The sequence below is a fragment of the Zobellella sp. An-6 genome, assembly GCF_052487945.1.
This window is the reverse complement of the sequence record NZ_CP199259.1, coordinates 2336682-2356487: the sequence shown is the minus strand read 5'-3', so window position 1 is coordinate 2356487 and position 19806 is coordinate 2336682. Positions and strand designations below refer to the sequence as shown.

At 64.3% G+C, this 19806-nt stretch carries 21 protein-coding genes; 13 read left to right on the top strand and 8 right to left on the bottom strand.

Annotation, left to right across the window (positions count from 1 at the left end; genetic code table 11):
* The first annotated feature begins 6 nt into the window (after window positions 1-6).
* The 3 genes from dnaX to recR all read left to right on the top strand — a co-directional run bounded on the left by dnaX (window position 7) and on the right by recR (window position 3519).
* Window positions 7-2337 carry a DNA polymerase III subunit gamma/tau gene (gene dnaX / locus ACT7DK_RS10990; protein WP_445399078.1) on the top strand — a complete coding sequence of 777 codons (2331 nt, stop codon included), beginning with the start codon at window positions 7-9 and terminating at the stop codon, window positions 2335-2337.
* A gap of 41 nt (window positions 2338-2378) precedes the next feature.
* Window positions 2379-2708 carry a YbaB/EbfC family nucleoid-associated protein gene (locus tag ACT7DK_RS10985; RefSeq protein WP_094038499.1) on the top strand — a complete coding sequence of 110 codons (330 nt, stop codon included), beginning with the start codon at window positions 2379-2381 and terminating at the stop codon, window positions 2706-2708.
* A gap of 205 nt (window positions 2709-2913) precedes the next feature.
* Window positions 2914-3519, top strand: coding sequence for a recombination mediator RecR (recR, locus tag ACT7DK_RS10980; protein WP_445399075.1), 606 nt, complete (start codon window positions 2914-2916; stop codon window positions 3517-3519).
* Window positions 3520-3752: 233 nt separating this feature from the next.
* On the opposite strand, the gene ACT7DK_RS10975 is transcribed toward recR, so the two are convergent.
* From ACT7DK_RS10975 to ACT7DK_RS10940, 8 genes are all read right to left on the bottom strand, one after another.
* Complete coding sequence (locus ACT7DK_RS10975; RefSeq protein WP_445399073.1) at window positions 3753-3986, bottom strand: hypothetical protein; 234 nt, start codon at window positions 3984-3986, stop codon at window positions 3753-3755.
* 104 nt (window positions 3987-4090) lie between these two features.
* Window positions 4091-4741, bottom strand: a complete 651-nt coding sequence (grxB, locus tag ACT7DK_RS10970) for a glutaredoxin 2 (RefSeq protein WP_445399071.1) — start codon at window positions 4739-4741, stop codon at window positions 4091-4093.
* Between the two features lie 9 nt (window positions 4742-4750).
* On the bottom strand, window positions 4751-5587 hold the full coding sequence (gene cdd / locus ACT7DK_RS10965; RefSeq protein ID WP_445399069.1) for a cytidine deaminase: 837 nt from the start codon (window positions 5585-5587) through the stop codon (window positions 4751-4753).
* 20 nt (window positions 5588-5607) lie between these two features.
* Window positions 5608-6297, bottom strand: a complete 690-nt coding sequence (locus ACT7DK_RS10960; RefSeq protein WP_445399067.1) for an LrgB family protein — start codon at window positions 6295-6297, stop codon at window positions 5608-5610.
* Window positions 6294-6632, bottom strand: coding sequence for a CidA/LrgA family protein (locus ACT7DK_RS10955; protein WP_445399065.1), 339 nt, complete (start codon window positions 6630-6632; stop codon window positions 6294-6296). Before ACT7DK_RS10955 ends, ACT7DK_RS10960 begins: the two co-directional genes overlap by 4 nt.
* An 8-nt stretch (window positions 6633-6640) precedes the next feature.
* Complete coding sequence (gene sbcB, locus ACT7DK_RS10950; RefSeq protein WP_445399063.1) at window positions 6641-8059, bottom strand: exodeoxyribonuclease I; 1419 nt, start codon at window positions 8057-8059, stop codon at window positions 6641-6643.
* Window positions 8060-8234: 175 nt separating this feature from the next.
* Window positions 8235-8573 (bottom strand): DUF413 domain-containing protein, encoded by a 339-nt coding sequence (maoP, locus tag ACT7DK_RS10945; protein ID WP_445399061.1) that lies wholly within the window; start codon window positions 8571-8573, stop codon window positions 8235-8237.
* A gap of 347 nt (window positions 8574-8920) precedes the next feature.
* Window positions 8921-9130 (bottom strand): cold-shock protein, encoded by a 210-nt coding sequence (locus tag ACT7DK_RS10940; RefSeq protein ID WP_445399059.1) that lies wholly within the window; start codon window positions 9128-9130, stop codon window positions 8921-8923.
* 312 nt (window positions 9131-9442) lie between these two features.
* Here ACT7DK_RS10940 and ectA point away from each other — a divergent pair, with 312 nt between their 5' ends.
* The 10 genes from ectA to ACT7DK_RS10890 all read left to right on the top strand — a co-directional run bounded on the left by ectA (window position 9443) and on the right by ACT7DK_RS10890 (window position 19780).
* Window positions 9443-9955: a diaminobutyrate acetyltransferase gene (ectA, locus tag ACT7DK_RS10935; RefSeq protein WP_445399057.1), complete on the top strand. Its 513-nt coding sequence runs from the start codon at window positions 9443-9445 to the stop codon at window positions 9953-9955.
* A gap of 66 nt (window positions 9956-10021) precedes the next feature.
* Window positions 10022-11293 (top strand): diaminobutyrate--2-oxoglutarate transaminase, encoded by a 1272-nt coding sequence (gene ectB, locus ACT7DK_RS10930; RefSeq protein ID WP_445399055.1) that lies wholly within the window; start codon window positions 10022-10024, stop codon window positions 11291-11293.
* Window positions 11294-11438: 145 nt separating this feature from the next.
* On the top strand, window positions 11439-11846 hold the full coding sequence (locus tag ACT7DK_RS10925; protein WP_445399053.1) for an ectoine synthase: 408 nt from the start codon (window positions 11439-11441) through the stop codon (window positions 11844-11846).
* Window positions 11847-11966: 120 nt separating this feature from the next.
* Window positions 11967-13403 (top strand): aspartate kinase, encoded by a 1437-nt coding sequence (locus ACT7DK_RS10920; RefSeq protein WP_445399051.1) that lies wholly within the window; start codon window positions 11967-11969, stop codon window positions 13401-13403.
* A 201-nt stretch (window positions 13404-13604) separates the two neighbouring features.
* Window positions 13605-13886: a peptidylprolyl isomerase PpiC gene (ppiC, locus tag ACT7DK_RS10915; protein WP_445399049.1), complete on the top strand. Its 282-nt coding sequence runs from the start codon at window positions 13605-13607 to the stop codon at window positions 13884-13886.
* Between the two features lie 30 nt (window positions 13887-13916).
* Entirely contained in the window at window positions 13917-15539 is a 1623-nt protein-coding gene (locus tag ACT7DK_RS10910; protein WP_445399047.1) for a DUF2813 domain-containing protein, read from the top strand.
* A gap of 33 nt (window positions 15540-15572) precedes the next feature.
* The gene (locus ACT7DK_RS10905) at window positions 15573-16301 is read left to right on the top strand and encodes a hypothetical protein (protein WP_445399045.1); all 729 of its coding nucleotides are present in this window, start codon (window positions 15573-15575) and stop codon (window positions 16299-16301) included.
* Between the two features lie 92 nt (window positions 16302-16393).
* Window positions 16394-17530: an MFS transporter gene (locus ACT7DK_RS10900; RefSeq protein WP_445399043.1), complete on the top strand. Its 1137-nt coding sequence runs from the start codon at window positions 16394-16396 to the stop codon at window positions 17528-17530.
* Between the two features lie 250 nt (window positions 17531-17780).
* Window positions 17781-18254 (top strand): outer membrane lipoprotein, encoded by a 474-nt coding sequence (locus ACT7DK_RS10895; protein WP_445399041.1) that lies wholly within the window; start codon window positions 17781-17783, stop codon window positions 18252-18254.
* 566 nt (window positions 18255-18820) lie between these two features.
* Complete coding sequence (locus tag ACT7DK_RS10890) at window positions 18821-19780, top strand: helix-turn-helix transcriptional regulator (protein ID WP_445399039.1); 960 nt, start codon at window positions 18821-18823, stop codon at window positions 19778-19780.
* Window positions 19781-19806 lie beyond the last annotated feature (26 nt).

Here is a 19806-nt window from a genome sequence, read left to right as displayed (position 1 = left end):
GCGGCGATGAGTTATCAGGTTCTTGCCAGAAAATGGCGTCCCCGCCGCTTCACCGAGGTGGTGGGCCAGCAGCACGTGCTGACCGCCCTGGTCAACGCCCTGGCCCTGGGGCGGCTGCACCATGCCTACCTGTTCAGCGGCACCCGGGGGGTGGGCAAGACCTCCATCGCCCGGCTGCTGGCCAAGGCCCTGAACTGCGAAACCGGCGTGACGGCCGACCCGTGCGGCCGGTGCGCCAGTTGCCAGGAGATAGAGCAGGGCCGCTTCGTCGACCTGCTGGAAATAGACGCCGCCAGCCGCACCAAGGTCGAGGATACCCGCGAGCTGCTCGACAACGTGCAGTACCAGCCGGCCCGGGGCCGCTTCAAGGTGTACCTGATCGATGAGGTGCACATGCTGTCCCGCCACAGCTTCAACGCCCTGCTCAAGACCCTGGAAGAGCCACCGCCCCACGTGAAGTTTCTGCTGGCCACCACGGATCCCCAGAAGCTGCCCATCACCATCTTGTCCCGCTGCCTGCAGTTCCACCTGAAGAGCCTGGAGCCGGATCTTATCGACGGCCAGCTGCGGCACATACTGCAGCAGGAGAAGTTGCCGTTCGAGCCCGAAGCCACCGCCGCCCTGGCGCGGGCGGCCGACGGCAGCCTGCGCGACGCCCTCAGCCTGGCCGACCAGGCCCTGGCCTTCGGCAACGGCGAGGTACGGCTGGCGCAGGTGGAAGCCATGCTCGGCAACCTCAACCGCCAGCAGTTGCTGGCGCTGGTGGCGGCGGTGCTGGCCGGCGACGGCGAGGCCCTGCTGGCGCGGGTGGCGGAACTGGCCAGCCTGGGGCCGGATTACGACCAGATCCACAAGGAGCTGATCGGCTTCTGGCACCAGCTGGCACTGGCCCAGGTGGTGCCGGCCCACCACCAGCCCCATGCCGCCGAACTCAACCGCCTGGCCCCGCTGGTCTCCCCCGAGCAGATCCAGCTCTATTACCAGATCTGCCTGCAGGGCCGCAAGGATCTGCCTTTTGCCCCCGATGGCCGCTCGGCGCTGGAAATGACGCTGCTGCGCACCCTGGCTTTCCGCGCCGAGGCGCCCACCGCCCCGGCGCCGGCCGTCGGAGTTGCTCCCGCAAAAAAGCCTGAGCCGCCGTTGCCCGAGGCCGCCTCCGCCGAGGCGGACGATGACGAGGCCATGGCGGCGAAACTGCTGCAGGAGCAGGCCGAGATCCTGACCGAAGCCGGCCGCCTGGGCCACCCGGCCACCCTTGCCAACGGCGAGGCGCCGACACAGGCTGCTGCTGCGCAACCGCAACCGCAACCGCAACCGCAACCGCAACCGCAACCGCAACCGCAACCGCAACCGCCGGCTCAGGAGAGGGCGCCGGCGGCCGCCTTGCCGCCTGTGGGCCCTGCCGCCGATGAGGCGTCGGCGGGCGAAGCCTCATCGGCGGCGGAGCCGGTGGTGGACGAAGCCGCCGCCGAGGTGGCCCGCATCCGTCGCCTGCTGCAAACCCGTAACCGGCTGCGCAGCCAGGAGCCGGAAAAACCGGCCTCGGCGCCCCCCCCGGCCGAAGCCAGGCCGGCTCCGGCGACGGCGCGGGCCGGTGCGCCGGCGAAGGTCTCGTCAAGCTCCATGGCGACGGCCCCGCAAAGGCCCGCGCCGGTACGACCCGCCGCCGAGCCCAGGCCGGAGGCGGACGAGCTGCCGCCGCTCGATGCCTACGAAGACATGCCCTGGGACAACGACGATCTGCCCCCCTGGCAGGACGATGCCGTGGTGCCCGAACGCGCACCCGTCCGCACCGCGCCGGCTCCCGAGCCGGCCCTGGTGCGGCCCAAGGTACCAGCAACAGCCAGACCCGATGCCGGCCCTGCCGAGCTCACGGATACGGCCGCGGGCCCAACCGATGCTTCGGCCGGCGGCGCCGGGCCGGTACCGCTCAAGGCCGCCAGCCTGCTGCCCCGGGCCGATGACGAATGGACCCGGCGGGTGGCCACGCTGCCCTTGGGCGGCCTGCTGCGTCAACTGGCCATGCACAGTACCCTGGAGCGCAACGGCGCCGAGTGGCGGCTCTGGCTGCGGCCGGCCCATCGCCACCTGCTGACCGACAAGACCCGGCAGGAGCTGGAGGCGGTGATCAACGGACAAGCACCCGAGCCTGTCACCCTGAGGGTGGAGATCGGCGAGGGGGAGGGGCAGACCCCCTTCGAAATAGAGCAACTGCTGTACCAGGCGGCCAGGGAGCGTGCCAGGGATGAAATAGAGGCCGATGATGCGGTACAATTTTTTATCTCGCGCTTTGCCGCCGTGCTCGACAGCGACAGCATTGAACCCATGGCGCAGTGAGGCACTGCGTTTGTTAACCCATCAATTAAGAGTGACAACCTATGTTTGGTAAAGGTGGACTTGGAAATATCATGAAGCAGGCCCAGCAGATGCAGGAAAAAATGCAGAAGCTGCAGGAAGAGCTGGCCCAGATGGAAGTGGTGGGCGAGGCCGGCGCCGGCCTGGTCAAGGTCACCATGACCGGCAGCCACTCGGTACGCCGGGTCGAGCTGGACGACAGCCTGCTGGAAGACGACAAGGAGCTGCTGGAAGACCTGATGGCCGCCGCCGTCAACGATGCCGTGCGTCGCATCGAAGAGCAGAACAAGAGCCGCATGGCCGAACTCACCGGCGGCATGCAGCTGCCCCCCGGTTTCAAGATGCCGTTTTAAGGCTTGAAGCCGTAAGCTGGAAGCTGGAAGAAAAACACTTGTGCCTGATCTGCTGCGTTTTTATATTTCAGCTTCTAGCTTCTAGCTTCTAGCTTCTAGCTTCTAGCTTCTAGCTTCTAGCTTCCAGCTTCCAGCTTCCAGCTTCCAGCTTCCAGCTTCTAGCTTCCAGCTTCCAGCTTCCAGCTCCCTTTCCAAGAGTTCCGTTATGCGCTTTAGCCCCCTGTTGGATGAACTGATCAAAAGCCTGCAAGTGTTGCCCGGGGTCGGGCCCAAGTCGGCCCAGCGGATGGCCTTTGCCCTGCTGGAGCGCCAGCGTGCCGGCGGCCGCAAACTGGCTCATGTGCTGGAGCAGTCGCTGGATCGCATCGGCCACTGCCGCCAGTGCCGGACCTTTACCGAGGAGGAGATCTGCCCCCTCTGTGCCAACCCCAAGCGGGCCATCAGCGGGCAGCTGTGCATAGTGGAAAGCCCGGCCGACGTGGTCGCCATCGAGCAGACCGGCCAGTTCCAGGGGCGCTATTTCGTGCTGATGGGGCATCTGTCGCCCCTGGACGGGGTGGGGCCGGAAGAGCTGGGGCTGGACAAGCTGGCCGACTGGCTGGCCGCCGAGCATTTCGAGGAGCTGATCCTGGCCACCAATCCCACCGTGGAGGGGGAAGCCACCGCCTACTTTATTGCCGACATCGCCCGCAGCCACGGGGTGCGGGTCAGCCGTATCGCCCACGGGGTGCCTATCGGCGGCGAGCTGGAGCTGGTAGACGGCAATACCCTCAGCCATTCGCTGATGGGGCGCAAGGCTTTCGCCGATTGAAATAGGGCCCTCGGCGTCATGGCAAAGTCCATCACCTGCTTTGTCGCCAGATATTTCCCTTTATCATCGCTGTTCAACCGCCGTCATCTCCGTCGTTTCCCTCTGGTCATCTCCGCGAAGGCGGAGACCCATGACATAGTGCACTGGACTCCCGCCTTCGCGGGAGTGACCACAGAGAACTACGAGGGTTTGTCAGCCGTCCGAGCGGCCATTTCCGTTATTCGATGGCAGGCTCAGGGATAAAAGGTCAGGTTGGCGATGCGCACCAGCACGCCGGCGAACAGCAGCATGCCGCCGTAGCGCAGCCACTGGTATTCGCTTAAGGTGAGATCTTTTGCCCGGTTGAAGACGATCCTGGGCAGGGCCAGCCAGTCCTTCTTGCGGCTGCCGTAGCGCAGGGTGCCCGCCAGCACCAGGATCAACCCGGCCAGCAACAGCAACACTTCGATGATTTTCAGCCAGTGCATGACGCCCCTTCCCGGCACCGCGTCGGCGCCCTTGTGTTAACAGTTTGTTGTGGCCAGTGTAACCGGCCGGGCGCCCACCCGGCCATTAGCCAAAGGTCGCAGGCTCAGCAGGCCCATTCCCGGTACAGGGGCACCCTGGTCATGCGGGATACCTCGTCCAGATAGGCATCCAGGCCCGGGCCGAAGTCCAGCCCCCTGACCATGGTCAGGTTGCGCAGGGTGGGGAAGAGGTGGATGTCGTCCCAGCCCAGGCGGCTGTCCTCGCGGTGCGATGGCGGCACCAGCCAGTCCAGCTCGGCCAGGGCCTGGGCGGCCTTGGCGAGGTAGGCCGGGGTGTCCTCCAGGGCATCCTCGAAACTGCGTTCCAGCAGGGCGCTCTTGTTGCGGGTGAAGTAGTCGATGGCCTCGGGTTTGGCGAACTCCGGCAGCGGCAGGCGCACGTTGCGCGGAAACAGCAGGCCCCAGAAGGTCTGCCTGTGTTTTTCGTGCCACTGGCTGATCCGCTCCCCATGGGTGGCCGGCGCCAGGTCGCGCCCGCTCTGCGCCATCAGCAGGGCGACGATGTCGGCGCTTTCGGCCATAAAGCTGCCGTCGTCCTTTTCCAGTATGGGCACGGCGTTGTATCCCACCATCCGCTCCCGGGCGGCCACGTCGTGGTTGTCGAGGCAGACATAATCCACGGCCAGCCCGCCGTATCCCGCGGCCATCATGGCCTTGACGCAGAAGGGGCAATGGTCGAACAGGTAGAGCTTCATGACATCTCCTTATAGTACCAGGCTGTAGAGGGCGACCGGGCTGAGCCGGGCCAGGGTCTGGGCGGCGGTGTCGTGCTGGCGGATGCCGGCCGCGGCCTCCACCAGCACCGCCTGGCGGATCCGCGCCGGCGTCGCCCCCTGCAGCAGCACCTGGCTCAGGGCCAGCTGCATGGGACTCAGGCTCGGGTTGAAGGCGGCATTTTCCAGGTAGCGGCCGCGGCAGACGCGGCCGTCGTCCAGCAGCAGCGCCACCCCGGCCCGGTTCTGGCTGTAGGGGGCATAGCTGGCATTGGCCTCCGCCAGCGCCGCCAGGATCAGCGGATCCTCGGTATCGAAGGCGAGGCTGCCGGCCGGGGCATTGAGCATGCCGCCGTCAATGCCCAGATCCGCCGGGCCGAAGGCGTGGGGCAGCAGCTCGGCCAGGCTCTGGCGCGTCTCGGGAAGGACGATGGCCAGCTTGTCCTGGTTCAGTTCGTTCATAAACTGGCGGCAATGGCCACAGGGGCTGGCGGTGACCACCACCTTGTCGATGGCGGTTTCCCCCCACAGGGCGGCGTGGCCGATGGCGGACTGCTCGGCGTGCAGGGAGTGGTTGAGCGGCAGGCCGTCCACCTCCAGGTTGGCGCCCAGGTACCAGTGGCCGGAGCCGGCGATGGCCAGGGCGCCGACCCGAAAGTGGGAAACCGGCACCAGCGCCTTCTGCTGGGCCAGGGGCAGCAGGGCAAGGGCCAGCGCCTCCTGCCCGAGGCCGGTGGCCCGCTGCAGGGTGTCTATCTGTGCCGGGCTGAAGCGGCAGAGGGTGTCGAGTTGCCGTTCTTGCAGTGCCTTGTCGAGGGATTGGGCCATCACAGCCTCCTTAGTGGGACTCAGGACATGAACCAAAGGTACAGATGAAACAGCGGCGGGGCCAGCACGGCGGTAGCGATGCCGCACACCACCATGGCCAGGGAGGAAAAGGCGCCCTGCACCGTGCCCACCTCGGCGGCGGCCCCGGTGCCGATGGCATGCGCCCCGGCGCCCATGGCCAGGCCCTGGGCTTCCGGATGGTGGATGCCCGCCAGCCGCATCAGCGGAAAACCGATGATGGCGCCCATCATGCCGACGATGATCACCAGGCCGGCGGCAATGGCCGGAATGCCGCCCATGGCCTGGCTCACGCTCATGGCCAGGGGGGTGGTGATGGACTTGGTGGCGATGGAGGCCAGCAGCGCCGGATTGGCGTGCACCAGGGCGCCGATCAACAGGGTGGTGCCCACCGAGATCAGCACCGACAGGCTGCAGCACAGCAGTATGGGGCCCAGCTGGCGGCGGATCTTGGCCGCCTGCTGGTAAAGCGGCAGGGCAAAGGCCACCACGGCGAGCTCCAGCAGCAGGCTGAGCGGCCGGGCGCCGGCCTGGTAGTCGGCGGGATCCTGGCCGGTGAGCAGCAGGATGCCGATGATGGCCAGCGCCGGCAGCAAGATGGGGTTGATCAGCGGGCTGTTCAGCCGGCGGGCCAGTTTTTTCACCAGCAGGTAGAGCAGGGCGGTGAGCGGGATGGCGAGCCAGAGCATCATGGCTGCAGCCTCTGGTAAAGCCGGCCCACCACCAGCAGGATCAGTACCAGGCCGCTCAGGGCCGAGCTGATGATGAGTCCCAGGCCCTGGCTCAGCACGTCCACATAGCCGAGCAGGCCGGCCGCCACCGGAATGAACAGCAGCGCCATATGGCGCAGGATCAACTGGCCGCCGTCATGCACCCAGGACAGCGGGATAAGCTGGGTACTCAGCAGGAAAAACAGCAGGAACAGGCCGATAATGCTACCCGGGAAGGCAAAGGGCAACAGGGCGGCGACACCCTTGCCCACCAGCAGGCAGGCCAGGATCAGCGCAAAGTCGCGTATCAGTTTCATGGCGTCACTCACAGGGACTGGACATAACGGGCCACCGCCTGCAGCAGGGCCAGCTTGCGTTCATCATCCTGATGTTCGATCACCAATTGTTCCAGTCGGTGCATATAGGGCTCGGCCTGGGCCTGCAGCCGCTCCTGGCAGTGCAGCCGCCAGCGCTGCCACTCCTGCTCGCTCAGGGTATGGGGATAGTTGCGGGCCCGGTAGCGGAACAGCAGCTCGGGCAGGCGGGCATCGTTGAACTGCAGGGGCAGCTCGGCCAGGGCCTCGGGGTGGCTGGCACGTACCATGGCCATGGCGGCCTTGTCCGCGTCGTTGAAAAAGCCGCCCTGGTAGAGGGCCGCGTCCACATCGGTCACCGGGGGGAACTCCCTATCCTGCTGGTACAGCTCGACCAGCTTGGCGCGGATTTCCGGATGGCGGCGCAGCAGGTCCAGGCTCTGGCGGCAGCGGGCGCGATCGATGCCGAGCGCGTCGGCGCGGCTTTCGGTCAGGGCCGCCGCCTTGGCCAGCACCGGGCACTTGTTGATGTGCACCAGCTTTACCGGCACCGGTGCCAGCTCGCCCAGCTCCTCCCGCCGGGTATAGAGCCGCTCGCGCAGTTGCTCCACTTCCAGCTCCACCAGGGGGCTCAGATCCATCGCCAGGTTGACGCAGATCACCGCGTTGGCGTTGTCCGGGTGCCAGGCCAGGGGGGCAATCCAGCTGGCGCAGCCCTGCCAGGCCGAGAACATCCCGGACACATGCACCAGGGGCTTGTTGCCGATGACGTCGATCAACGCCTTTACCTTGTTCTTGTTGCGCAACTCGAACAGGTAGTCGAACAGCCTGGGCTGGGCCCGGCGCAACAGCCGGGCCAGGGCGATGGTGGCGCGCACGTCGGCCAGGGCGTCGTGGGCATTGCCGTGGTCGATGCCGTTGGCCGCGGTCAGCCGCTCCAGCCTGAAACTCGGCTTGCCGTCCTCGTCTTCCGGCCAGTGGATGCCCTCCGGGCGCAGGGCATAGAAGGCGCGCACCACGTCCAGCAGATCCCAGCGGGAATTGCCCTGCTGCCAGCTGTAGGCGTAAGGGTCGTAAAAGTTGCGGTACAGGGTGTGGCGGGTCACCTCGTCGTCGAAGCGGATATTGTTGTAGCCGAGGATGCAGGTGTTGGGTTTGCTGAACTCGTCGTGGATGCGGGCGATAAAGTCGGCCTCGCACAGCCCTTCTTGCTGGGCTTTCTGCGGGGTGATGCCGGTGATCAGGGTGGCCTCGGGAGAGGGCAGGTAGTCCACCGGCAGGCGGCAGTAAAGCATCAGCGGTTCGCCGATTTCATTGAGTTCGGCGTCGGTACGGATGCCGGCGAACTGCACCGGCCGGTCCAGGGCCGGATTGACTCCCGCCGTCTCGTAATCATGGAAGAAGAAACTGGGCTGTGCCTGCTCGCTCATGGTCGTTCTTTTTGGGTGTGCCTGACGGGTACCGTCATTATGCGCGAGCAAGGCGGTGAACCCAAGCCGGGAAGGGGACTAAAGCGGCAGGGAAGGCACGATCGCCTGAGTTTTGTCCGCCAACGGGCGAAAGGGGATCAAAAAGGCCGGAACGAATCCGGCCTTGGGGATGGGATCACTCGGCTACGTCTTCTACCGGCTCGTAGTCTTCGTCGCCGCTGCCGGAGGCCATGGGGGTACACAGGCGGTGTACTCGCTTGGGCCCGATTACTTTCAGGTATTTCAGCCAGACTTTGGCATGGCGGCTTTCCTGGGCTGCCCCTTGCTGAACCTGCTCGATAAAACGTTGCTCTTCATCGGTGGCTGCTGCCCGCTGACCGGTATACAGCCCCAGCATGGCATGGCCGCATTGCTCAAGCAGTTGGGCTTCCGCCACCGTAAACTCGCCACAGCGACGCAACCCGCGAGGGAAGTGGGCGAAGTCCTGAAAAGGCTTGGGTGACTCAAAGCTCATATTCACTCTCACTCTAAGTGGCTCTATAGATCGCGGAAAGTATGGCACCGCATGCCGGTACGCAAAATCAATTTTTTTTATGTTTCGTTGAAAATATTTTCACGTGTGTTTTTTGTCATGGGGTATGTCTCACATGAATCTTATGGATGAGCTGACAGCTCATCTCGACGTGGTGCAGATGCACGTCGGCGGGCATGGAGAAAGGAGAAGAGGCCCGGAGGCCGTGGCTACGGCGGCGCCCTTCGGAGCGGTAAATGAGGCGCGGGATCGGGAGACTAAAGGCGGTGTCAGCTACTTCGTTTTCAAATGAAGACTGGGGCGGCACGGACGTGCCGCCTGATTAGGGATCAAATCAGTTCCACCTCATCCGCCTGTGGCCCTTTTTTGCCCTGGGTGACCACAAAGCTGACCGGCTGGCCTTCCTTGAGGGTCTTGAAACCATCACCCCGTATGGAGGAGAAGTGAACGAACAGATCCGCGCCGGATGCCCGGGAGATGAATCCAAACCCTTTTTCCTCGTTGAACCATTTTACGGTCCCTGTTTCTTTGGTGCTCATAGTGTATTTCCGTGTTGGTCTGACAGAGTGGCGATAAAAGCACCGCCACTGGATTGATAGTAGCAGCTGTCATCGGAGGCGAGGCTCACTGGCCGTTAATTTTCTGCCGATGACGCGGCCGGCAAGGCGGGGAATGGCTGTAGAAAGGCGCCATAAGAGACCCGTTTAAGTTGCTTTTCAATGCTAAATTAAGTGCTGTTCAAATTAATTTAATACGGGTTGTCTTGCAATTTATCAATGTTTTGTTAGGTTAATAAAGGATTTTATGTTTCGCCTACTAACTAAAACTAATTAGGCTTATAAATGATGGATATGGACACAGATACCACACTTGACCTGCAGCTGCTGCTGCGTCATCCCAAGTCGACCGACGGCCACGAGGTGAATCGCCTGATCGCCCGTTGCAAGCCGCTCGACACCAACTCCACTTACTGCAACCTGCTGCAGTGCCTGCACTTCGCCGAGACCTGCATGCTGGCCGAAGACGAGGAAGACGGCTCCCTGCTGGGGTTTATCTCTGCCTACCGTAAACCGACCGAACCAAGCACCCTCTTTGTTTGGCAGGTAGCCATAGATAAACGCGCCCGCGGCGAAGGCCTGGCCCGCCGGCTGCTCGACACCATACTGGGCTCCGCGGCCTGCGAGGGCGTCACCCATGTCGAGACCACCATCACCGCCGACAACACCGCTTCCTGGGCATTGTTTGACAGCCTGGTGCGCGACAAGGGCAAGGGCCAGGGCGTGCGCCATGTGCTGTTCGATCGGGAACGGCACTTCGACGGCGCCGGCAAGAGCGAGATCCTCTATCGCATCCCCCTCGACTGAGCCGAACGGCCCCGTTCGCGTTATTTTCGATGTTTAGATTTGAACTCAGGACTTTAAGGAGTCGAAATGAGTATTTTTGATGTAATGGAATCCAGTGTACAAACTTACGCCCGCTCTTTTCCGGTGGTGTTCAACCAGGCCCGGGGCGTGTGGCTGCACGACACCAAGGGCAAGCGCTATCTGGATTTTCTGGCCGGTGCCGGCACCCTCAACTACGGCCATAACCATCCGGTGCTGAAAGAGGCCCTGATTGAGTATATCCAGGCCGACGGCATCGCCCACGGCCTGGATATGCACACCTCGGCCAAGGCGGCCTTCCTGACCGCGCTGCAGGACATCGTCCTCAAACCCCGCGGCCTGGATCACGTGGCCCAGTTCACCGGCCCCACCGGTACCAACGCGGTGGAGGCGGCGATGAAGCTGGCACGCAAGGTCACCGGCCGGGAGAACATAGTGGCCTTTACCAACGGTTTCCACGGTGTCAGCCTGGGGGCGCTGGCCGCCACCGGCAACCAGCATCACCGCGGTGGCGCCGGCACCGTGCTGGCCAACGTGACCCGGTTGCCCTACGACGGTTACCCCGGCGCCGGTGACGACAGCCTGCTGCTGTTCGAAACCATGCTCAACGACAATTCCAGCGGCCTGGACAAGCCCGCCGCCGTGCTGTTCGAGGTGGTGCAGGGCGAGGGTGGGCTCAATGCCGCCTCGGTCGAATGGCTCAAGCGACTCGAAGCCATCTGCCGCCGGCACGACATCCTGCTGATCGCCGACGACATCCAGGCCGGCTGTGGCCGTACCGGCACCTTCTTCAGCTTCGAGCCCGCCGGCGTCAAGCCCGACATCATCACCCTGTCCAAGTCCCTGAGCGGCATGGGCCTGCCCTTTGCCCTGGTGCTGATGCGCCCGGACCTGGATCAGTGGGAGCCCGGCGAACATAACGGCACCTTCCGTGGCAACAACCATGCCTTCATCACCGCCCGCAAGGCGCTGGAAACCTTCTGGCAGGACGATCAATTCGCCGCCGGGGTACGCGCCAAGGGCGAACTGCTCAGCCGTCGCCTGCAGGCCATGGTCGACAAGCACCCGCAGCTGTTCCTCAAGGTCAAGGGCCGGGGCATGATGCAGGGCATCGCCTGCGTGAGCGGTGACATCGCCGATGTGATCACCAGCAAGGCCTTCGAGCGGGGTCTTATCATCGAAACCGCCGGCCCGGACGACGAGGTGGTCAAGTGCCTGTGCCCGCTCGTCATCACCGAGGCCGAGCTGAACCAGGGCCTGGACTGGCTGGAAGCGGCCATCGACGAGACCGCCGGCGAGCGCCTGAGCAAGGCCTCCTGAGCGCAGCCCCGGCGGCGGCCGTCTCCGCCCCGGGGCATCCCCCTTTCTGCGTCGCAGCCGCCCGTGCCCAAGGGCCGGGCGGTAACGGCAGACCTTTACTTTCCCGCCCGAGGCGGGAAAGGCCAACAGAATCGAAGGAAACACCATGATCGTACGTACTCTTGCCGAATGTGAACAAACCGAGCGTCGGGTCAAGTCCGAAACCGGCACCTGGGAAAGCACCCGCATGCTGCTGAAAAGCGACAACATGGGCTTTTCGTTCCATATCACCACCATCTATGCCAATACCGAGACCCATATCCACTACCAGAACCACTTGGAGTCGGTGTATTGCATGAACGGCAACGGCGAGATCGAGACCCTGGCCGACGGCAAGGTCTATCCCATCGCGCCCGGTACCCTTTACATCCTGGACAAGCACGACGAGCACCTGCTGCGCGGCGGCAGCGAGGACATGAAGCTGGCCTGCGTGTTCAACCCGCCGCTCACCGGCAAGGAAGTGCACGATGCCGACGGCGTCTATCCGCTCGAGGCCGAGGAAGTGGGCGGCTGAAACCGCGCGGGGGCCAAGGCCCCCGCACCGGACATTTTCACTGGGCAGGGTCCGGCCCAGGCCCAGTGAAAATGTGCGACCAGACTTGCCAACCTTATCTTCAGGAAACGGGAGTAACTTGTGTCACACACGGTAGAAAAAATCGGCGGAACGTCCATGAGCCAGTACCGGGCGGTGCGGGACAACATAGTGCTGCACAACCGCAAGGCCGGCGACTATTACCGGCGCATGCTGGTGGTGTCGGCCTTCGGCGGCATCACCGACGGCCTGCTCGAATGCAAGCGTACCGGTGCGCCGGGGGTGTACGCCACCTATGCGGACGCCGAGGACGACGGCGCCTGGGAGCAGACGCTCGACAACGTCAGCCAGCGCATGGCGCAGATCAATGAAGAGATGTTCGGCACCACCCCCGAGCGGGCGCTGGCCGACGCCTTCCTCAACGAGCGCATCGCCGGCATCCGCGACTGCCTGCATCACCTGCGCCAGGTCTGCGCCTTCGGCCAGTTCCAGCTGGCCGAGCAGCTGCAGACTATCCGCGAGCTGCTGGCCGCCATGGGCGAAGCCCACAGCGCCCACAACATGGTGCTCTATCTGCGCCAGAGCGGGGTCAACGCGGTGCTGATGGATCTGACTGGCTGGCGCACCGACGAGGCGCTGCCGCTGGATGAGGTGCTCCGCCAGGCCCTGGCGCGGGTGGATTTGTCCAGCCAGTTGCCGGTGGTCACCGGCTATGCCCACTGCCGGGAGGGGCTGATGAGCAGCTTCGATCGGGGCTACAGCGAAATGACCTTCAGCCGGCTGGCGGTGCTGAGCGGCGCGGCCGAGGCCATCATCCACAAGGAGTACCACCTGAGCAGCGCCGATCCGCGGCTGGCGGGGGAAGACCAGGTGATCCCCATCGGCCGCACCAATTACGACGTGACCGATCAGCTGTCCAACCTGGGCATGGAGGCCATCCACCCCCAGGCCGCCAAGGGGCTGCGCCAGCAGGGTATTCCGCTGCGGGTGCGCAACACCTTCGAGCCGGATCACGAAGGCACCCTGATCACCACCGACTACCGCAGCCCCTCGCCCTGCGTGGAAATGGTGGCCGGGCGCCGCAACCTGTTCGCGGTGGAGCTGTTCGATCAGGACATGGTGGGGCGGGTGTCCCATTACGCCGAGGGCTTTACCGACGAGCTGGACAAGATGCAGCTCAACCTGGTGGCCAAGGACATGAACGCCAACACCCTGACCTATTACCTGGCCGGCAACCGCAAGCAGGTGCGCCGCCTGGTCGGCTCGCTGCAGCGCCGGTTCGAGAATGCCGAGGTCAACACCCACAAGGTATCGCTGGTCTCGGCGGTGGGCAGCGACATGAGCATCCCCGGCCTGCTGGCCCGCTCGGTGGGCGCACTCAACAAGGCCGAAGTGCCGGTGCGCGCCGTGCACCAGTCGCTGCGGGCGGTGGAGATGCAGTTTATCGTGGACGACGAATACTACGAGCAGGCGGTGGTGTCCCTGCACGACGAACTGGTACAGACCCACGCCGACACCGTGGCCCTGGCGGTCGCCTGATCCTGCGTTAAGGGTGAGGTGAATGGTAGGCGCCGCTTTAGCCGGCGCAAACCGGCAACCGCCATCTGGGCCGAAGATCCCTCACCCTTTGCTCGTCCTTGCCCGGCGGCTAAAGCGCCGGCTACGATTCTTCCAGCTTCCCTGCGGCGCCTGTTTTTGGCACACTTGCCCCTTGTTTCCTTATTTATCCGGACTTCTCCGATGGCAAAACGCGCCTGCGCCCTGCATATACTGGTCAAAACCGAGGCCGAGTGCCTGGCACTCAAGCAACAACTGGACAAGGGCGCCGACTTCGGCAAGCTGGCCAAGCAGCATTCCATCTGCCCGTCCGGCAAGCGTGGCGGCGATCTGGGCGAGTTCAGCAAGGGCGACATGGTCGGCCCCTTCGACAAGGCGGTGTTCAGCGGCCCCGAGCTCAAGGTACAGGGGCCAGTCAAGACCCGCTTCGGCTATCATCTGATCAAGGTGCTCTACCGCAACTGACCGCCTGCCTTTCCCCAACGGACATCGCACATGTACCTTGAACACATCCAGATCCGCAACTTCATGGGCATCAACCAGCTGTCGTTGCCGCTGGATCAGAGCACGGCCCTGATGGGGGAGAATGCCTGGGGCAAGACCAGCCTGTTCCGGGCCCTGTGGCGGCTGTTGGGGCAGGGGGCCTGCTGCTACCAGTTCGTGGAAGACGACTTCTACCGCACCGAACAGAACGTCACCGCCGACGAACTGCAGATAGTGCTCAGCTACCGTGAGCACCGGCCCGGCATCAGCGAGCACTCCTCCCGCCTGGCCAGGCTGGAGCCGGTGTGGGTCAGGCACAGGGACAACTACCACAGGGTGCACTACCGTGCCCGTGCCCGGCGCACCGGCCGGGGCGTGGTGAGCGAGCACGACTTCGTCGACGCCGCCGGCAACCCCATCGCGCTGGACAACGCCGCCCAGCTGGTCCATCAGTTGATCGAGATGAACCCGGTGTTCCGCCTGCGCGACTCCCGTGGGGCGCCGGAAAACCTGCCCATCGTCAGCCTGAACGGCGACTATGAACAGCTGCTGACCCGCCTGAGCGAACAGCTGGCGGAAGAAGACGAGCTGAGCCAGCGGGACATCAAGGCCGGCCTGGATGCGGTGCGCCAGCTGTTCGAGCACTACTTCACCCCCCAGGGGGCCACCAGCCGGGCGCCCCGCCGGGCCAAGGACATCGCCGTGCACCCGGTGACCCTCAGCCAGTTGGGCAAGCTCAACGACTGGCAGCCCACGGGGGAAGAGAGCGGCCTGTCGCTGGCGCTCTCGGCGGTGGCCCGCACCGTCCTGCAGGCCCGGGGCGGCCGCCCCATCGAGCCGGGCTCCCGTCCGCTGTTGCTGATAGAAGATCCCGAGAGCCGGCTGCACCCCACCACCCTGGCGGTCACCTGGGGCATCCTCGAGCGCTTTCCCGGCCAGAAGCTGGTCACTACCAATTCCGGCGACCTGCTCTCCGCCTTTCCGCTCAACCACCTGCGCCGGCTGGTGCGGGTCGAGCACGAAACCCTGAGCTTCCATCTCGGCAGCGAGAGATACAGCGGGGAGGACATGCGCCGTATCGCCTTCCACGTGCGCATCAACCGGCCCATGTCGCTGTTCGCCCGTTACTGGCTGCTGGTGGAAGGGGAAACCGAGATCTGGCTGCTGGCGGAGCTGGCGCGGATCTGCGGCTATGTGCTGCCCGCCGAGGGTATCCGCATCATCGAGTTCGCCCAGTGTGGCCACAGCCCGCTGATCAAGGTGGCGCGGGATTTCGGTATCGGCTGGCACCTGCTGACCGACGGCGACGAGGCCGGCCAAAAATACGCCCAGGGCGTGCGCAGCATGCTGCGCGGCGAGCGGGAGACGGACCACCTGACGGTGCTGCCCCGCTCCGACATCGAGCATTACCTGTTCTACAACGGCCTGGAGCCGGTGTTCCGGCAAGAAGCGCAGATCCACGACAAGCACACCCCGGCCACACGCATCATAGAGCGCGCCCTGAGCCGGCGCAGCAAGCCGGGCATGGCACTGGCGGTGGTGGAGGCCATTGAATTGCAAGGGCCACAGCTGGTGCCGGTGGAGCTGCGACGGATGTTCGCCCGCATAGTCGCGATCGCCCGCCGACAAGGGTAGAATGGCCCGGTTTTAACAGAGGGAGACACACTGATGACAGAACTGCTGCCGGCGCGGCTGTATGCGCCCCTGGCTCTCACCGCCGTCGCGGCCCTGGGCCTGCTGATCTGGGTATTGCGCAACGGCGACCTGTGCCCGGGCCAGCGGCGGCGGATCAGCGACGGCCTGCTGTCGGCCTGGGCGGTGTTTGGTCTGGCGCTGATGCTGGGGGTGGAAGCCGGCGCGCCCCGGCCCCTGCTGTGGCTGGGCGGTCTGGCGCTGGCGGCGGGGCTGGGCAGCGTGCTGTATCAGGCCCGGTTGCAGGGTAAGCGCAGCCTGGGCTTGAGCTGGCACTATCCCGCCCTGGGCCTGGCGGTGCTCTACGGGCTCTGGCTGGGCTGGCTGATGGGACCGGGCTGGGCGCTGCTGGCGGCGGGCTGCGGCGGTTGTGTGTTCGCCCACCTCATCATGGTGCGCGCCAGACACCGGTTGCAGGCCTTCAATACCCTGCTGCCCCTGGCCGGCTCCCTGTTCGGCGTCTGCTGGCTGCTGGCCCTGCTGGTGCGCACCCTGGGGCTCGGCGAGGCGCAGTTGCAGGGGCTGGTTATGCCCTTTGTGCAGGTCAGCGCGGCCGTGCTGATCGGAGCCCTGGTATGGTTCGCCCCGCTGCTGCGCAAGGAGCAGACAAAACCGCCGGTGATCGCGGTCGCTGCCCTGTTAATGATAGGGGCTCTGACCCTTGGCCAGGGCATTATCTGGCATGGCTCCGGTAACATTGGTTAAACATAAAAAATTTGCGCTAACTCACAAGTTTTTCTCGTTGTACTTGCCATTTAGCCCCACCTAGAATGCGCGCCTCGAAATCCGGAGGCGCCATGCACTTAATTCCCCTGTACACCCATTTGATCCTGCTGACCCTGGGCAACGCCTTCCTGGTGACCCTGGTCGCCGTGTACCTGAATGGCCAGGGGGCGCCGGCGGCGCAGATCGGCCTGGTGGGCTCCGCCTTCTACCTGGGCATGCTGGGCGCCAGCTTCTTCGCCGACCGGCTGATCCAGCGGCTGGGCCATGTGCGCGCCCTGGTGCTGTGCTGCCTGACCCTGGCCCTGGCGGCGGTGGCCCTCACCTGGACCAGCCTGCTGCCCCTGTGGCTGGCGCTGCGCATGGTGGCGGGCATGGCGGCGGCGGTGAGCTTCGTGGCGGTGGAAAGCTGGGTGCTGGGGGTGGCGCCGCTGCATCGCCGCTCCAGCGCCATGGCCCGCTATATGCTTGTCTATTACTTCAGCTACGGCATCAGCCAGCTGTTTATCGACTGGATCCCGGTCGCGCATGATGCCGCCTTCTGGCTGGCCACCGGCCTGTGCGCCCTGGCCATGCTGCCGCTGCTGTGGGCCAAAAGGCCCGATCTGAGTGCCGAGGCCGGCAGCAATGCCAACAGCGGCAAGCCGCCCCGGGCCGACCGGGCCCTGGGCCTGGCCGGCTGCCTGGTGGCCGGCATGCTGCTGGGGGCGCTGTATGCGCTCATGCCCATCCAGTTGCAGCAACTGGCCCGGGGCGATGAAATCGGCCTCTACATGGCCTGGCTCATCCTCTGCGGCATGGCCTTCCAGCTGCCCAACGGCAGCCTGGCCGACCGCCTGGGCAAGCGCACCATGATGGCGGCGCAGACCCTGATGATAGGGGCGGCCTGCCTGCTGCTGTGGGAATCCGGCGGCGACGGCATGCTGATCCTGGCCTTTGCGCTGCTGGGCGCCGGGGTGTTCACCCTCTATCCCACCACCATGTCCTACGCCTGCGGCAGGATGCACGGCCGGGCCCTGGTGAAGATGACCCAGAAGCTGATGTTCGCCTACAGCATCGGCTCGCTCACCGGGCCCATGATGGCGGGCATGATGCTGGAGAAATTCCAGTCCGGCCTCTTCCTCTTTATCATCCTGCTGGTGGCGGGCTGGGCCCTGTGGCTGCTGCTGGTGCGCCTGGTGCTGGACAAGCCCCTGGGCGACGCCGCCTGAGGGCGGTCGGCCAGGGGGATGCGCTAGACCCGCGCCGGGCCCTCTGGCCGCCGTTTTCCGTCTGCAGCCTCGCCTCCGCCATTTCCTGACGCCTGCCTTTCGGGTTTTTTTCCTTGTCCTGCCTGGCGGCGTACACTGCCGGGAGGGGCCGGCGCCGCCGGGGAGTGAAACCCGTCGCGACCACCCCGGGTCTATACTGTCAGCAGCCAAAAACAACCATCAGCACACCTATGCTCAACAGGGGGAACCGATGAAGCTGAAAACATTATCCATTGTGACCATGGCGGGTGCCCTTGGCCTGGCCGGCTGTGCCAATCCCGATGTGTACTCCGGCGACGTATACAGCGGCAGCGCCGCCAAGCAGGCCCAGAGCGTCACCTACGGCACCGTGGTGTCGGTGCGCCCGGTCACCATACAGGCCGGGGACGAGAACCCCAACCTGATCGGTACCGTGGGGGGTGGCGTGGTGGGCGGCATGCTGGGCAGCCAGGTGGGCGGCGGCTCCGGCCGTTCACTGGCCACCGCGGCCGGTGCCATCGCCGGTGCCATGGTGGGCTCGCGGGCCGAGGACAAGATCAACCAGGTGAGTGCGGTAGAGCTGGAGATCCGTACCGACAGCGGCGAGCACCTGGTGGTGGTACAAAAAGCCGATCGTACCTGGCAACCGGGCCAGCGGGTGCGGATGGTCGGCTCCGGCGGCAACATGAGCGTCGCCCCGATGTAGGTATGAACGAAGAAAATAAAAAGGCGCCCAGGAGGGCGCCTTTTTTATTAACAGGAAATATTGTTATTTCTTAGTGTGTTACAGTCCTGTCTTCCCGGGCTCAGTTAAAATTGTGCCAAGGAAGGTGCAGAAACGGCGATTAGGGCCGCACAGACTGTAAAAATGACGGTTACTACTAACTCTTTCATTTTTTACCTTCCTCAACAGTGGGCTGTACGCACAATATACGGCCATGCTGTTGTCTTTTCAATCTGTATTTTGCGATTTTTTAGGGTGTTTCTTGTTTCGCGTGCTTAAGCGTCTATTTTTGACAATTTACCTTTCGAATCACTGCCGGTCGGTGGCGGAGAGTGCGCTGCTCAATGGTGGTTATGAGTAGTTAAAATCCATTTTAATCATTTGGTTAGATTTATTTTTGGTGATGATTTCTGTTTTGGCGGGGCAGGGCGGACATACCCCGCTTGTGATGCTTTATTTCAAAGTGGCACGCGGCCGCTGGTCAAACTTTGAGCCTGTGACTAGGCTTGGTGATGATAAAAATACCAACAATGAGCGGGAGAGAGCGAATGAAGCATATGGACATGCTGGTGCCACTGTTTGCACGGCTGTACCACTGCCATACCGGCAATGAGGCCTACGACCCCATCTTCGATGAGCTGTGCCGGGTGCTGGACATCGAGGGGATCACCCTGGTGTTGGCCCCGCCGGAGATCAATTGGCAGCAACCCCAGCAGTATCGCTGCTTCGACGGCGGCACCGGCTACCGGCCGTTGAGCAAGCTGCATCCCTTGCTGCATCGGTGCCAGACGCGACTGACGAGCCGGCACTGGTTCCGCTCCCTCTACCTGCCCGGCAGCCATTGCCGCGGTGCCCTGGTGGTGGCCCTGAAAGGCGATTATGAACAGCTGGCCACCTCGTTGCGCTGGTTGGCCCTGCAGCTGCAACTGTGGCAGCTGCATTTCTGGCAGCTGAGCCGGCTGCGCGCGCACAGCCGTTGCCTGGAGCAATGGGCCAACCTGTCGGATCGGCCGCAGCTGATGGTGGACGAGGCCGGCCAGCTGCTGTTTGCCAACCAGAGCGCCCTGGCCCTGTTGCGGCAGGGGGCGACCCTGATGCAGGATGAGGCGGGCCAACTGCTGATGCAGGGCGACAGGGGCGAGGTGATCCGCTTCGGGGCCGTCATCGGCGATCTGGACGACGGCTGCCAGCAGGTGATGAAAATGCCCTGCGCCTTTCAGGTGGCGCACCTGATCCGCCTGCCGGAAAGCCGCTACTGGCTGGTGATGATCAAGGATCCCGGGCTGCCGCCCCGGCTGGATATCGAGAGCCTGGCCTGCCTCTTCTCCCTGAGCCGGGCCGAAAAAGCCCATCTGCGCCTGCTGGCCTGGGGCTGCGACAGCAAACAGATCGCCGAGCAGCGCCATGTCAGCCAGGAAACCGTGAAAACCACCCAGCAGTCCATCTACCACAAGACCGGCTGCCATCGTCACGCCGAGCTGCTGCTGTTGCTGCAGGCCATGAGCTGACGGCTCCATTCCCGCCCCGTTTCTGC

Coding starts and splice junctions, on each gene's coding strand:
- ectB (WP_445399055.1), top strand. CDS start 10,022: ATGAGTATTTTTGATGTAATGGAATCCAGTGTACAAACTTACGCCCGC.
- ppiC (WP_445399049.1), top strand. CDS start 13,605: ATGGCAAAACGCGCCTGCGCCCTGCATATACTGGTCAAAACCGAGGCC.
- cdd (WP_445399069.1), bottom strand. CDS start 5,587: ATGGCCCAATCCCTCGACAAGGCACTGCAAGAACGGCAACTCGACACC.
- ACT7DK_RS10910 (WP_445399047.1), top strand. CDS start 13,917: ATGTACCTTGAACACATCCAGATCCGCAACTTCATGGGCATCAACCAG.
- ACT7DK_RS10940 (WP_445399059.1), bottom strand. CDS start 9,130: ATGAGCACCAAAGAAACAGGGACCGTAAAATGGTTCAACGAGGAAAAA.
- ACT7DK_RS10890 (WP_445399039.1), top strand. CDS start 18,821: ATGAAGCATATGGACATGCTGGTGCCACTGTTTGCACGGCTGTACCAC.
- maoP (WP_445399061.1), bottom strand. CDS start 8,573: ATGAGCTTTGAGTCACCCAAGCCTTTTCAGGACTTCGCCCACTTCCCT.
- ACT7DK_RS10960 (WP_445399067.1), bottom strand. CDS start 6,297: ATGATGCTCTGGCTCGCCATCCCGCTCACCGCCCTGCTCTACCTGCTG.
- recR (WP_445399075.1), top strand. CDS start 2,914: ATGCGCTTTAGCCCCCTGTTGGATGAACTGATCAAAAGCCTGCAAGTG.
- ACT7DK_RS10975 (WP_445399073.1), bottom strand. CDS start 3,986: ATGCACTGGCTGAAAATCATCGAAGTGTTGCTGTTGCTGGCCGGGTTG.
- ACT7DK_RS10955 (WP_445399065.1), bottom strand. CDS start 6,632: ATGAAACTGATACGCGACTTTGCGCTGATCCTGGCCTGCCTGCTGGTG.
- ectA (WP_445399057.1), top strand. CDS start 9,443: ATGGACACAGATACCACACTTGACCTGCAGCTGCTGCTGCGTCATCCC.
- ACT7DK_RS10905 (WP_445399045.1), top strand. CDS start 15,573: ATGACAGAACTGCTGCCGGCGCGGCTGTATGCGCCCCTGGCTCTCACC.
- sbcB (WP_445399063.1), bottom strand. CDS start 8,059: ATGAGCGAGCAGGCACAGCCCAGTTTCTTCTTCCATGATTACGAGACG.
- ACT7DK_RS10925 (WP_445399053.1), top strand. CDS start 11,439: ATGATCGTACGTACTCTTGCCGAATGTGAACAAACCGAGCGTCGGGTC.
- grxB (WP_445399071.1), bottom strand. CDS start 4,741: ATGAAGCTCTACCTGTTCGACCATTGCCCCTTCTGCGTCAAGGCCATG.
- ACT7DK_RS10985 (WP_094038499.1), top strand. CDS start 2,379: ATGTTTGGTAAAGGTGGACTTGGAAATATCATGAAGCAGGCCCAGCAG.
- ACT7DK_RS10900 (WP_445399043.1), top strand. CDS start 16,394: ATGCACTTAATTCCCCTGTACACCCATTTGATCCTGCTGACCCTGGGC.
- dnaX (WP_445399078.1), top strand. CDS start 7: ATGAGTTATCAGGTTCTTGCCAGAAAATGGCGTCCCCGCCGCTTCACC.
- ACT7DK_RS10895 (WP_445399041.1), top strand. CDS start 17,781: ATGAAGCTGAAAACATTATCCATTGTGACCATGGCGGGTGCCCTTGGC.